This is a genomic window from Phenylobacterium sp. Root1290, assembly GCF_001425305.1.
Classification (GTDB): Bacteria; Pseudomonadota; Alphaproteobacteria; order Caulobacterales; family Caulobacteraceae; genus Phenylobacterium.
In genome coordinates, this window is record NZ_LMEE01000002.1 from 535088 (window position 1) to 547272 (window position 12185).

The 12185-nt window shown below is 68.5% G+C and carries 17 protein-coding genes; 10 read left to right on the forward strand and 7 right to left on the reverse strand.

What is annotated here, in order from left to right; genetic code table 11:
* Window positions 1-91: 91 nt before the first annotated feature.
* From ASC79_RS12005 to ASC79_RS12015, 3 genes are all read right to left on the reverse strand, one after another.
* Window positions 92-1039 (reverse strand): SMP-30/gluconolactonase/LRE family protein, encoded by a 948-nt coding sequence (locus ASC79_RS12005; protein WP_056016365.1) that lies wholly within the window; start codon window positions 1037-1039, stop codon window positions 92-94.
* Between the two features lie 70 nt (window positions 1040-1109).
* On the reverse strand, window positions 1110-1418 hold the full coding sequence (locus ASC79_RS12010; protein WP_056016368.1) for a hypothetical protein: 309 nt from the start codon (window positions 1416-1418) through the stop codon (window positions 1110-1112).
* Between the two features lie 103 nt (window positions 1419-1521).
* Window positions 1522-2910 (reverse strand): phosphatidylserine/phosphatidylglycerophosphate/cardiolipin synthase family protein, encoded by a 1389-nt coding sequence (locus ASC79_RS12015; protein WP_056016371.1) that lies wholly within the window; start codon window positions 2908-2910, stop codon window positions 1522-1524.
* Between the two features lie 94 nt (window positions 2911-3004).
* On the opposite strand from ASC79_RS12015, the gene ASC79_RS12020 reads away from it, so the two are divergent.
* The 6 genes from ASC79_RS12020 (at window position 3005) to ASC79_RS12040 (ending at window position 6186) form a co-directional block, all read left to right on the forward strand.
* Window positions 3005-3892, forward strand: a complete 888-nt coding sequence (locus ASC79_RS12020; RefSeq protein ID WP_056016374.1) for a LysR substrate-binding domain-containing protein — start codon at window positions 3005-3007, stop codon at window positions 3890-3892.
* Between the two features lie 8 nt (window positions 3893-3900).
* On the forward strand, window positions 3901-4035 hold the full coding sequence (locus tag ASC79_RS21645; protein WP_255352736.1) for a hypothetical protein: 135 nt from the start codon (window positions 3901-3903) through the stop codon (window positions 4033-4035).
* 9 nt (window positions 4036-4044) lie between these two features.
* Complete coding sequence (locus ASC79_RS12025; protein ID WP_056016377.1) at window positions 4045-4779, forward strand: SDR family oxidoreductase; 735 nt, start codon at window positions 4045-4047, stop codon at window positions 4777-4779.
* Window positions 4780-4869: 90 nt separating this feature from the next.
* On the forward strand, window positions 4870-5217 hold the full coding sequence (gene folB, locus ASC79_RS12030) for a dihydroneopterin aldolase (protein ID WP_056017911.1): 348 nt from the start codon (window positions 4870-4872) through the stop codon (window positions 5215-5217).
* Window positions 5217-5693: a hypothetical protein gene (locus tag ASC79_RS12035; RefSeq protein WP_056016380.1), complete on the forward strand. Its 477-nt coding sequence runs from the start codon at window positions 5217-5219 to the stop codon at window positions 5691-5693. The genes folB and ASC79_RS12035 overlap by 1 nt, the downstream gene beginning before the upstream one ends.
* 94 nt (window positions 5694-5787) lie before the next feature.
* Complete coding sequence (locus tag ASC79_RS12040; protein ID WP_235528643.1) at window positions 5788-6186, forward strand: hypothetical protein; 399 nt, start codon at window positions 5788-5790, stop codon at window positions 6184-6186.
* A gap of 300 nt (window positions 6187-6486) precedes the next feature.
* On the opposite strand, the gene ASC79_RS12045 is transcribed toward ASC79_RS12040, so the two are convergent.
* Window positions 6487-7374 carry a branched-chain amino acid aminotransferase gene (locus ASC79_RS12045; protein WP_056016384.1) on the reverse strand — a complete coding sequence of 296 codons (888 nt, stop codon included), beginning with the start codon at window positions 7372-7374 and terminating at the stop codon, window positions 6487-6489.
* An 81-nt stretch (window positions 7375-7455) separates the two neighbouring features.
* Between ASC79_RS12045 and ASC79_RS12050 the strand changes: the two genes are divergently transcribed.
* From ASC79_RS12050 to ASC79_RS12065, 4 genes are read left to right on the forward strand one after another with little or no spacing between them, the layout of a single operon-like run.
* On the forward strand, window positions 7456-7932 hold the full coding sequence (locus ASC79_RS12050; protein ID WP_056016387.1) for a MarR family winged helix-turn-helix transcriptional regulator: 477 nt from the start codon (window positions 7456-7458) through the stop codon (window positions 7930-7932).
* The gene (locus tag ASC79_RS12055) at window positions 7932-8639 is read left to right on the forward strand and encodes a response regulator (protein WP_056016390.1); all 708 of its coding nucleotides are present in this window, start codon (window positions 7932-7934) and stop codon (window positions 8637-8639) included. Before ASC79_RS12050 ends, ASC79_RS12055 begins: the two co-directional genes overlap by 1 nt.
* Before the next feature lie 10 nt (window positions 8640-8649).
* The gene (locus ASC79_RS12060) at window positions 8650-10002 is read left to right on the forward strand and encodes an ATP-binding protein (protein ID WP_056016393.1); all 1353 of its coding nucleotides are present in this window, start codon (window positions 8650-8652) and stop codon (window positions 10000-10002) included.
* Window positions 10003-10046: 44 nt separating this feature from the next.
* Window positions 10047-10469 carry a DUF2147 domain-containing protein gene (locus ASC79_RS12065; RefSeq protein WP_056016396.1) on the forward strand — a complete coding sequence of 141 codons (423 nt, stop codon included), beginning with the start codon at window positions 10047-10049 and terminating at the stop codon, window positions 10467-10469.
* A gap of 3 nt (window positions 10470-10472) precedes the next feature.
* Here ASC79_RS12065 and proC read toward each other — a convergent pair whose 3' ends face one another.
* From proC to ASC79_RS12080, 3 genes are all read right to left on the reverse strand, one after another.
* Window positions 10473-11267 (reverse strand): pyrroline-5-carboxylate reductase, encoded by a 795-nt coding sequence (gene proC / locus ASC79_RS12070; protein ID WP_056016399.1) that lies wholly within the window; start codon window positions 11265-11267, stop codon window positions 10473-10475.
* Between the two features lie 9 nt (window positions 11268-11276).
* On the reverse strand, window positions 11277-11780 hold the full coding sequence (locus tag ASC79_RS12075; RefSeq protein ID WP_056017916.1) for a YbjN domain-containing protein: 504 nt from the start codon (window positions 11778-11780) through the stop codon (window positions 11277-11279).
* 142 nt (window positions 11781-11922) lie between these two features.
* Window positions 11923-12168, reverse strand: a complete 246-nt coding sequence (locus tag ASC79_RS12080; RefSeq protein ID WP_056016404.1) for an accessory factor UbiK family protein — start codon at window positions 12166-12168, stop codon at window positions 11923-11925.
* Window positions 12169-12185: the final 17 nt, after the last annotated feature.

Genomic DNA, 12185 nt, shown 5'->3' on the forward strand with positions numbered 1-12185 from the left:
GCGCGCCGACGAGATCCCCCGACGGCTTCAAACAAGCATTTTAGTGATCATTGATCACTGTGGAAGAGGCAACCTTCAGAACCCACCCAGGTCAGGTCGAAAGCTGTCCTTCCAATTGGTGCACATGCGGCTGTCCCGCAACCGGGCTACGGCCCTTCAGCACATATCCGGCCCGGATCGAGCCGATGTAAAGGTCCTTCAGGTCGGCGCCGCCCCAGGTGATGTTGGTCGGATGGTTGACCACCTCGCCGGAGGGGTCGTGGATCACCGTCACCACCTCAAGTTCGGGCGTGATCGCCACGACCTTGTTGGCGGCAGGCAGGCAGACCCAGAGGTTGCCCTCGGCGTCCAGCCCGACCCCGTCGGTATAGCCAAGATCGTTGTGATCGACCCCAGGGCCTGGCGGCTGCAGCTTGCCGAGGACCGGGCCATAGCGTCCCCCCGCGCCCAGCTTGCCGCCCTCGTGCACCGGAAAGCGCATCACGTCGCCGCCGCTGGTCTGGGCGCAGAACAGGTAGCGCTCGTCCGCCGACAGGGCGATGCCATTGGGAAACTTCAGGCCCTCGGCCACCACGTCGCTGGAGCCGTCGGGCCGCAGCACGAAGATGAAGCCGTCGGTGCGTCCGTCCAGCGCCTGCGGCCAGGTCTCGGCGTGGGTGGAGTTGGCGCACCAGATGTTCCCGGCCCGGTCGATCACCGGATAGTTGGCGCTGGTCAGCCGCCGCCCATCGATCTCGGTCGCCAGGGTCTCGTGCTCGCCGCTGGCCGGGTCGAACCGCTGCAGCGGCCCGTCCTCACGGTCATAGATGCCGAAGTTCGCAATCAGCACCCGGCCCTGCCGGTCCATGTTGATCCCGTTCGGCGCCCCGCCCTTGGGACCCATGCGCTTGAACGACCCGTCCGGGAAGATCTCGGCGACCGCGCACTGGTGATCGGAGGCGAACACCCGGCCGTCCGGCCCGACCACGACGTCCTCTGGACGATCGATCCCAACGGCGACCTTGGTCAGGTCGCCGGGCGAGACAGGCGAAAGCGGCATGGCGTTTCCTCGGGCGTCTTGTCGTTGGCCGCGACCTTGGCCTGCCCGAACGGCGTTTTACAAGAGGCGCCTAGACGCCGGTCGTTGGACCGATGCCCTGGCCGTCCTCGGGGAAGCTTGTCCACTTCTCCTGCTTCTCGCGCGCCTCGCGCTTGGCCTGGAAGTCGTTGGCCCGCGCCATCAGCGCCTCGGCGTCGCGGCCGAGCTGCGCGAAGTTGGTGTCCGGCGGCGCGCTGAGGGCCGTAGGATGGAAGATCTCGATGTCGTGCAGCAGCTGAAAGAACTCTTGGTCTTCCTGCGTGCCGTGCGCCGGGGGATGCTCCAGAAGGTCCGCCACCCGCTGAAGGGCCGCCTCGAAGGACTCCTGGTCTTTGATCATCTAGGTGCTCCTGCCGTCGGGCGAAGCCACAGGGCGACGCCCCGCTAAAGCAAAGGCTTCAAGCGCCTTCCGGTTCCCTGCCGAGGCCCGGGAACGACAACCCTCACACCCCGTAGGTCTTGGGGTCGAGCGCGAAGGCGAGGCCCTGCCAGTCCCCCTCGCCGGCATCGAGAGCCTGGCGGTTGGCGCGGGCGATCCGCGCATAAAGACGTAGCGCCTCGACATCGCTCAGGTGCGATGTATCGCGGTCCAGATGCTCGGCGAGCAGGTCACGGCGTAAGTCCCCGACCACGGCGGCATCCTCGAAACTGAGGTTCAGCTCGGTATCCCCGAAGAACGACCGCCCGCCGATGTTGCACGATCCGATCGTCGCCCAGGCGTCGTCGATCAGCATCGCCTTGGCGTGGACGTAGACATTCCGCCGCACGCCGTCGTCGCCCTGCGCGGCTATGCCGGCGAGCAGGAAGTTGGGGTGATCGCCCAACGCGCCCAGGCGCTCAAAGAACGGTTGCGACTGCGGACTTTGGCGCGCCACGCGCATGAATCCGTTGGCGTCGGCGGGCAGGAGGCAGACCACCTCGACGCCGCGCGCCAGTGCGTCGTGCAGATCCTCCACGATTTCCGGCGTCCCCAGCGCCTGGTTCTCGATATAGATCGACCGCCGGGCGCCGGCGATCGCCTGCCGGTACTGCCGGAAGACCGCCAGATCGCCGCCAGCGACGGCGAAGGCCTCTCCACCCGGGCTCGCCTGCCCGTCCGCGTACTGGCCCGCTCTAACGGTCCGCTGAACCTGCGCCAGGGTTGCGCCCCGCGCCGGCGACGCAGCGCTCGGGAAGGCGAGATCGCGCCCGTCGTCCAGCCACGCGCCGTCGGCCAGCTCCCGCTCGCTCGCCTCGTTCCAGCGTTGGACAAAGTTGTGGCGAACGTCCACCGCGCAGGGTCCCCGCACCTCGACGTAGAGATCGTGGGCCTGGTGAGTATGCCCACCGTGGCCCGGTACGCTCATGCCATGAGTGTTAAGGTTGATGCCGCCCACGAAGGCGGTTTCGCCCGCCCCTCCCGCGTCAATGACCCAGCTCTTCTGATGATGGCAGTACGCCTTCTGCGCCCGGTCCCAGCGCGCGGTGAACGCCGCGCCTCGCGCCGTCAGGAACGCCCGGTGCTCGGCGAAGCCGGAGAACACCTCATCTTTCCGAAAGCCGCTGCCTTCGTTGTCGCGCCAGAACAGCGCCCGCACCTCCAGCCCTCGCGCCGCGGCCCGGTCCAGCACGTCGAACAACGAACCGTGGCCATCCGGCATCTGGAAGTCCGCGGTCAGGAAAGCGACCGTCACCCAGACGCTGCGTTCGGCCGCCTCGACGGCCTCGCAGATCCGCCGAAAGGCCGGCTCGCCATCGATCAGGGGGCGAACAAGGTTCCCGCCACGCATGGGGTACGAACTCGCGTCGACGAATGCGATCGCGCCCGCATCACGGATATCGGCCTCGCGCATCCCGCCCTCCCAAGCTGTGCGAGCGCGGTTCTGCACCCGTTGCTGCGGCGGCCAAATCGATTATAGCTGCGCTTGTCTGTGAGGTTTCATCACAATGGCCCGCTCGCAACTGCCGCTTAACGGCCTCCGCGCCTTCGAGGTCTTCGCGCGCCATGGCCGCATGACGCTTGCAGCCGATGAGCTCTGCGTCACGCACGGCGCCGTCAGCCGGCAGATCAAATCCCTGGAGGCGGCGCTCGGCGTGGATCTGACCGAGGGTCCGCGCAACGCCCTTCGTCTGACCAACGCCGGACGCCAGTTGGCCGTCACGCTTACGCCGCTCTTCGACGATCTTGAGGCGGCCCTGCCCAAACCCAAGGTCGAGGGCGAGGTGCTGCACTTGGCCTGCGTCGGCACCCTGGCGTCGAAGTGGCTCATTCCAAGGCTGTCGTCGTTTCTGGCGCAGAGGCCGGGCGCCTCTATCCGGATCATCGACACCAACGGCCCCACCGCCGAGATCAATTGCGCGCTGCAACTCGGCCATGACGCACCGGTCGACGCGGCCGAAGTCACACCCTTCCTGACCCGGCATCATGCGCCGGTCATCGCCAGATCGGCAGGGGCGGGGCGCTCCCTGCAAGAGGTGCTGCGCCTGCCGCGCCTGATCTCGCACACCTATCCCGGGGAGTGGGAACACTGGGCGCAGGCGGCGGACGTCGACCTGCCCGCGCCCACCGGAGTCATCGAGTTCCCCCGCTACCTTCAGGCCATTGGGGGCGCGGCCGCCGGGCTTGGCGCCGCCATCGGCTCCTGGTTCGCCGTGAAGGCGGAGATCGAGAGCGGGGCGCTGCTGGCGCCGCTGGGCTTCGTCGAGGCGCTGACACCCTGTGTCTTCGTGCGCGCCCGGGCCGCCCCAGACCCTCTCGCCGAAGCCTTTCGCGACTGGTTGATGGCGGAAGGCGCAGGCGGTCCGCTGCCGCCCGACCTTCGGCGCAGGACCTGACCTGCCCCTTGCGAACGCCCCGCGCCCATTCTAAAGCCGGTCACCTAACGTCGGAGCTTTTCATGACCGCGATCCTGACCATCCTCGTCTTCCTCGTCGTCATCGGCGGCCTGAACTATTTCGAGTTCGGCCGGCTCGACTAAGGCTGCTCGTTGGCTGACACCACCCGCGGCGCGGCCCTCATCACCGGGGGCTCGCGCAGGATCGGCCGGGCGTTGACCCAGGCCGCCGCCGACGCGGGTTTCGACGTGGCCATCCACGTCCGGGCCATCGACGACGACGCCGAAGCCGCCGCGGCCGATGTCCGGGCCCGCGGCCGCAAGGCCTCCATCCATGCCTGCGATCTGCGCGACGAAGGCGCGACCGCTCCCTTGGTCGGCGCCGCCGAGAGCGAGCTCGGCCCCGTGACCCTGCTGATCAACTGCGCCTCGGTGTTCGAGAACGACGCCTTCGCCAGCATGAACCGCGCGTCCTGGGACGCCCACCTCGAAACCAACCTGCGTGCGCCGCTCGTCCTGGCCCAGGCCTTCGCCCGCCGGCTCCCGGCCGGGCGCACCGGTCAGATCGTCAACATCCTCGACCAGCGGGTGCTCGCGCCCGGCCCCGATTTCTTCAGCTACGCGTTGTCCAAAAGCGCCCTCTGGGCAGCCACCCTGATGCTGGCCCAGGAACTGGCGCCGCGCATCCGAGTCAACGGCATCGGGCCCGGCCCCACCCTGCCCTCGATCCACCAGCAGGGAGCCGACTTCGAGGACGAGGTCGCCACGACCCTGCTCAGACACCCGGTCGATCCCGCCGAGATCGGCCATGCGCTCAGGTATCTCATTGACGCAAGGTCAGTGACGGGCCAGATGATCGCCGTCGACGCTGGCCAGCATCTGGCCTGAGCCGCTTCTCCTTGGAACGGAGCGCACTTGGTTCTTCCATCGCTGCAGGACAATTCGCCCCCTTCGCCTGAGTCGCAGGGGCGCGTGGTCATGACCAAGATTTTCGTCACCGGCCTGAAGGTCGCCGCCGAGATCGGCGTCTACACCCACGAGAAGGGCAAGGCCCAGCCGTTGGTCGTCGACGTCGAACTGGACGTCCCCACCGCCGGGGCGACCCGGCTGGCCGACACCGTCAACTACGAGTCGATCGGTGAATCCGCCCGCGCCATCGCCGCCGCGGGACACATCCAGCTGGTCGAGGACTTCGCCGAGCGCCTGGCCCGCGCCTGCCTCGCCGATCCGCGGGTGATGCGCGCCCGGGTTCGGGTCGAAAAGCCCCAGGCGCTTGCGCCGCACGCCGCCGCCGCCGGGGTCGAGATCACCGTCGTCCGAGGCTGATGGTCACCTACGCCGCGCGTCTCTCGCCGCTGCAGGGCGAAACCGTCTGGACGCTTGAGAAGTCCGCCATCGTCGAACGCCGCACCGGCCGCGAACGCCGTTTCCCGCTGGCCGAGCTGCGCGGCGTCACCCGCGCCGGGCGCGGCGCAGTCCTGCAGTTCCAGCGCCGCCGCGTGACCATCCCGGCCCTCACCTATGGCGGCGCCATGCGCCCGCTCGACCAGACCGACACGTTCGAGGCCTTCCTCGCCGCCCTCTCGGACGCCGTTCCCGATCGTCCGATCCGCCGTCCTTCGCCGAACGTAGAGGCGGTGCTCTGGATCATGGGCCTGATGGCGGTCGGCGCCGCCGCCGTGCTGTTCGCGGCCGGCGTCGCCGGCGCCTGGTTGCTGGGCGTGGCGCTGGCGGCCCGGCTGGTCTTTGTTGTGATCCTCGGGGCGGCGGTGCTGCCCTGGCTCAGGCCCCGGGCCCGCTAGCCCCAGTCGCCCCGGCGACATGAACGCGATTTAAGCTAGCATTCGCGTCGAACGGGGCCACATCTCGTTCAGATACTTCGCTTGGGAGACTGAATTGAGCCAAACCGAAACCACTGTTGTGACGACCGAAGACCGCATCATGCCGGCAGTGGTCTACGGCCTCTACCTGCTCGGCCTGGTCAACGGCCTGACCATCCTGGTTGGATTGGTGGTCGCCTACATGAACCTCGACAAGGCCGGCCCGCGGATGAAGACGCACTACGCCTTCCTGATCCGGACGTTCTGGATCGGTCTGGCGATCTTCGTCGCGCTCGCCGTCCTCATCGGCATCAGCGCCGTCCTCTCGGTCGTGCTGATCGGCCTTCCGTTCTTCTTCCTGTTCCTCTTCCTGTGGGGCGCGGTCGGGGTCTGGTTCGCCGTCCGCTGCATCATCGGCCTGGTCTACATCTCGCAAGGGGAAGCCTATCCCCGACCGAATACCTGGCTGATTTGACGGCAATGGCTGCGCCGTCCGCTCGAAAGGGCGGCGCAGTTATCGTCTTGCGCGCCCTGTGGCGCAGCCGCACTAGACCCCCTCCCCCCGCTTTGGCAGCATCTGTCCTCGTCGACGCCAAGGGGGGCGACGGCGCGGGGGGGTTCGTAGCTGACCTGAGTTTGGCGCTGCTGCGGGGGAGCGCGAGCGACGAGGCAGGCGCGGCTGGAGGGCGAATCCCCCCATCCCCATTCTTCGAAAACGAAAACGCCGCCCGGATCGGTCCGGGCGGCGTCTTTAATTCAGGCTGCGGCTTCGGCCCTAGGCCGCGACCAGCTCGCGCCGGACCATCTTGGCGTAGTCGTCCGCCAGGCCCAGCGACAGCGCGCCCGGCGTGAACCGGTACTCGCCGATCTCGCCCACCGGGGTCACTTCGGCGGCCGTGCCGACCACGAAGCACTCGGTGAAGTCAGCCAGTTCTTCCGGCTTGATGTGACGCTCGATCACCTCGATGCCCTTGCCCTTGGCGAGCGCGATCACCGACTGACGGGTGATGCCGTTCAGGAAGCAATCGGGGGTCGGGGTGTGCAGCGCGCCGTCCTTCACGAAGAACACGTTCGAACCGGTGCTCTCGGCGATGTAGCCGCGATAGTCGAGCATCATCGCGTCGGTGTAGCCGGCCTTCTCCGCGGCGTGCTTGGAGATGGTGCAGATCATGTAGAGGCCGGTGGCCTTGGCGTGGACCGGCTCGGTCTCCGGCGACGGGCGCTTGTATTTGGCCCAGGTCAGGCGGATGCCCTTGGCGCGCTCTTCGGGGCTGAAGTAGCTCGGCCAGTCCCACACCGCGATGGCGACGTGGATCTTGGTGTTCTGCGCCGACACCCCGATCATTTCCGAACCGCGCCAGGCGATCGGACGGAGATAGGCGTCGGTCAGGCCGTTCTTGGCGCAGGTGTCCTTGCAGGCCTGGTCGATCTCCGCCACCGTGAACGGGATTTCGAAGTCCAGCATCTCGGCTGACTTGAACAGACGCTCGGTATGCTCGGTCAGCTTGTAGATCTCTCCCCCGTACATCCGCTCGCCTTCGAACACCGCCGAGGCGTAATGGAGGCCATGCGTCAGTACGTGCACCTTCGCCTCGCGCCAGGGCACGAACTGGCCGTCCAGCCAGATCCATCCGTCGCGATCGTCAAAGGGCACTAGAGACATGAGGGAAAGTCCTCCTTTCAATACGGCCCCCTTACAGACTCCCTTGCCCCTCGCGTCAAACAAAATGGGTTTCAAAGTGTAATGGTCGCAGCCGATCCAAGGCTCATTCTGCGCGACGAAGAGTTGGACGGCGGCCTGGAAATGCTGCTGCTGGCGGAGGCTGCGCTATGGGCCGGCGTCGATGCCGGACTCGAGGCCGAGGATGGCCTCTCGCTCGGCCGCTCGCACTGGCGCGCGGCCTTTCTGCTCAAGCGCCGGCCGGGGGTCGGCGTGCAGGAACTGGCCCATCTCACCAGCCTCTCCAAACAGGCCGCCAGCCGCATCGTCGCCGACCTCGAAGCCCGGGGCCTTGCCGAGAAGATCGCCGGCGATCTGGACGGCCGCCGCCGCGCCGTCAGCCTCACCCCGGCCGGCCTTGCGTTCGAGGAGCGCGTCTCTGAACGCTTGCGCGCCCAGCTCGCCCGGTCCTATCGGGTGGGGGGCCTGGACGGCGTGGCCGGCGCCAGGCGCATCCTGTCGGCCCTGGCCGGCGGGCGGATGAAAAGCGGAGGCGCCTGATGGCCGCGGTCGAGACTGCCGAACGTCACCTGCTGGTGGTCGATGACGACGACCGCATCCGCGATCTGCTCAAGCAGTACCTGACGCGGCACGGCTTCCGCGTGACTTCGGCGCCCGGCGGCGCGGCGGCGCGCAGCCTGATCGAGACCATCAACTTCGACCTCGCCGTCTTCGACGTGATGATGCCGGGCGAGGACGGCTTCTCGCTGACCCGCTGGCTGCGCGAGCGCAAGGGCGCCGCGGGCCGCACGCCGGTGCTGATGCTCACCGCCCGCGGCCTCGCCGAGGACCGCATCGAAGGCCTCAAGCTCGGCGCCGACGACTATCTGGCCAAGCCCTTCGAGCCCGAGGAGCTGCTGCTGCGCATCGAGGCGATCCTGCGCCGCTCCGACCAGCGCCCGGCCGGCGGCGCCAACGGCAGCCTCTCGCTCGGCGCCTGCAGCTTCGACCTCGAGCGCGGCGAGCTCAGCCGCGGCGGCGTGCCGGTGCGCCTCACCGAGGCCGAGGTCGCGCTGCTCAAGCGCCTGGCCCGCAGCCCGCACGAACCGGTCGACCGCCTGGAACTGGCGCGCGAGACCGTCGACCCCTCCGGCCGCGCCGTCGACGTCCAGGTCACCCGCCTGCGCCGCAAGATCGAGAACGATCCGAAGACCCCGCGCTACCTGCAGACCGTCCGCGGCGTCGGCTACCTGCTGGCGCCGGACTGATGGGAAGGCCGTGAAGCTCCCTCGCCGCCTCGAACCGCGCCTGGTGCAGCGGCTGATCAAGCGCAGTCTGCCGACCTCGCTGTTCGGCCGTTCGCTGCTGATCATCGTGCTGCCGGTGGCGCTGATGCAGATCGCGGTGACCTGGATTTTCTTCGACGCCCACTGGCAGACGGTCACCAGCCGCCTGTCCGACGGCCTGGCCGGCGAGGTCGCCTGGGCGGTCGAAAGCTATCAGGACGATCCCAGCCCCGCGACCATGGGCACCATCGCCGATCGCGCGGAAAAATCGCTGAACCTCTCCATCGCCTTGCAGCCCGGCCGCGAGCTGCCGCAAGGCCGGCGCACGAATACCTTCGCCGTGGTCGACCGCGCCATCGACCGCGCCCTCAGCCAGCGGCTGGACGCGCCCTACTGGTTCGACACCACCCGCTACCCCGCCTATGTCGACATCCGGGTGAAGGTGGACCAGGGCGTCATCCGCATCCTGGCGCCCCGCGACCGCGCCTTCGCCACCCAGGGCCACATCTTCGTGCTGTGGCTGGCCATGGCGACGATCCTGCTGACCGCCATCGCCATCCTGTTCATCCGCAACCAGACCCGCACCATCGAGCGCCTGGCCAGCGCCGCCGACGCCTTCGGCAAGGGTGTCGACGCCCCGGCCTTCAAGCCCAGCGGCGCGCGCGAGGTACGTCAGGCCGCCCAGGCCTTCCTGGCCATGAAGCAGCGCATCCAGCGTCACATCGACCAGCGCACCGCCCTGCTCGCCAGCGTCAGCCACGACCTGCGCACGCCTCTGACCCGCCTGAAGCTGGAGCTCGCCCTCGCCGAGCCCGGCCCCCGCACTGTCGAGATGAAGCGCGACCTGGCCGAGATGGAGCACATGATCGACGAGTATCTCGCCTTCGCCCGCGGCGAGGGAGGAGAGGCCGTCGAGAGCGTCCGCCTCAAGAGCCTGATCGAGGAGGTCAGCGAGGGCGCCATCCGCGCCGGCGCCCAGGTGCGCGTCGCCGCAGATCCCGAGCTGATGGCCTCCGTGCGGCCCAACGCGCTGAAGAGAGCCCTGTCGAACCTGATCATGAACGCCGCGGCCCACGGCGAGACCGTCGAGGTGGCCGCCGCGCCGCGCGCGACCGGCGGCGTCGAGATCGTCGTCGACGACGACGGTCCGGGCATCCCCCAGGACCGCTACGAAGACGCCTTCAAGGCGTTCAACCGGCTCGACGAGTCTCGGAACCAGAACGAAAAGGGCGTCGGCCTCGGCCTGGCGATCGCCCGCGACGTCGCCCGCAGCCACGGCGGCGACATCGTGCTCGATCGCTCGCCGCTGGGCGGCCTCAGGGCGATTGTCAGGTTGCCTGGATAACCGGGTTCGGTCAGTCTCCGCGGCACGCCGCCGAGGAACTTCCGATGACCCTAGCCCGCCTAGCCGCCGCGACCGCCCTGGCCGCCGCGATCGCCTCACCCGCCCTGGCCGCAGATCCGGTCGAAGGCCTCTGGCTGGTCGAAGCCGGCTCGGCCAAGATCAAGGTCGCTCCCTGCGCGAGCGACAAGACAAAAATGTGCGGTCAGGTCGCCTGGCTGAAGATGGCCGGAGCCAAGGACGCCAACAACCCCGACGCCTCGCTGCGCAGCCGCCCGATCCTGGGCATGCTGATGATCCGCGACTTCAAGTCGGCAGGCCCCGGCAAATGGACCGGCGGCAAGATCTATGACCCCAACTCGGGCAAGACCTACGGCTCGAAGATGAGCGCCAACCCCAATGGGACGCTGAAGGTCGAAGGCTGCGTGGCGGTCGTCTGCCAGGCCCAGACCTGGAAGCGGGCGAGCTAGGCCCTACCCGCCCAGTTCCTTCGACCGCCGTGTAGCCGCCGCCACCGCGTCGCGCAGCAGTGCGGGAAAGCCGTCGGCGGCGAGCAGGACGTCCAGCGCAGCCTGGGTCGTGCCGCCGGGAGAGGTGACCTGCTTGCGCAGCTCGGCTGGCTCTTCGCCGCTGCGCGCCATCAGCGCCGCAGCGCCGGCGATGGTCGAACGGGCCAGCCGCGCGGAATCGGCCGCCGGCAAGCCGGCCGCGGCGCCCGCGGCTTCCAGGGCTTCGACGAAGGCGTAGAGATAGGCCGGGGCCGAACCGGACACGCCGGTCGCCGCGTGCATCAGTTCCTCGTCGGCCACATCGACCACTGTCCCGACCGGCGCGAACAGCGCATGCGCGCGCGCCTTCGCCTCGTCGTCGGCGGCGTAGATGCTGGCCGTGCCCTGGCAGACCGCGACCGCCGTCGTCGGCATGATGCGGGCCACGGCGCGTCCGCCGAATGCTTGCGAGATGTCCGACGCGCGCACGCCGGCGGCGATCGAGACGATGATCGCGTCGGGCGCCAGGTACGCGACGACCTGCGCCGCCGCCTCGCGCCACAGCTGCGGCTTCACGGCCAGCAGCACGGTCTTGGCCCGCGCCAGGTCGGCGTCGGCCGGATTGACGCTCGCCCCCGCCGCCTTCGCCGCCTCCAGAGTCGGATTGGCGTGCGGCTCGCGGATCAGCAGGTCGGACGCCTGGAAGGCTCCTGCCATGCGCCAACCCTCGATCAGCGCCCCGCCCATGCGGCCGGCGCCCAGCATCAAGATCGGCGTCATGTGTAGTCCTTAAGCTTCGCCGACGGTCTCGAACATGCAGGCCGCCACGGCGTCGGCCGCCGACTTCGAGCCCCGCACCAGGAAGTCGAACGCCGGGTAGAAGCGGTCGGCCGCCTCCATCGCCACGTCGATCATCGCCGCCGCCTGGGCCAGGCTCGGACGTTCGCCGGTCATCAGCGCCATCGAGTGGCGGAAGATGATCTCGCCGTCGTCCCAGACCTCGAAGTGGCCCAGCCAGACGCGCTGGTTGAGGGTGGAGATCAGCTCGTAGGCCGCGACCTTCTGTTCCGGCGTCGCCTTCAGGTCCACCGACAGGCAAAGCTGCAGGCAGTCAGCCTCGGGGCGCCAAGCGAACCAGAGCTCATAGTCCTTCCAGTCACCGGTCAGCGCAAAGGCCAGGTCGCCGTCTTCGGTACGGTCGAACTGCAGGTTCTCGGCGGTCAGCACATGTTCGACCACGTCGAGCGGGTCGAGCGTGACCAGGACGTCTTCGTCAGGCTGGGAGGTATCCATTAGACCAGCGGTCCTTTCGCAGAGGGCGTCCGCGGCCGGGCCGGCCATCGAATCGCCTGCGATGTTCAAAGTAAGCTGCTTCGCGGCTCCTGCGTCACCGGCTTTCTTTCACCGGGCGAGCCACATTCGCGTGTATCGAGACCTAGTCTTTCTTGGCCGCCTTTTTGGGCGCGGCCGCCTTCAACTCAGCCACTTCGGCGCGCAGCGCGGCGATCTCCGCCTTGAGCGCGTCGAGGTCGTCACGACGAACGAGATCGAAGTCGGCCACGAAGCGGTCGGCCTGGGCGCGGAAGGCGGCCTTGGCCTCGTCGCCGGCCGTCTGGGCCAGGCCCATCGCGGCGTTGGTCAGCTTGGCGAACTCGTCCAGGAAAGGGTTCTGGGTCTGCATAGGCCCTATATGGCCCG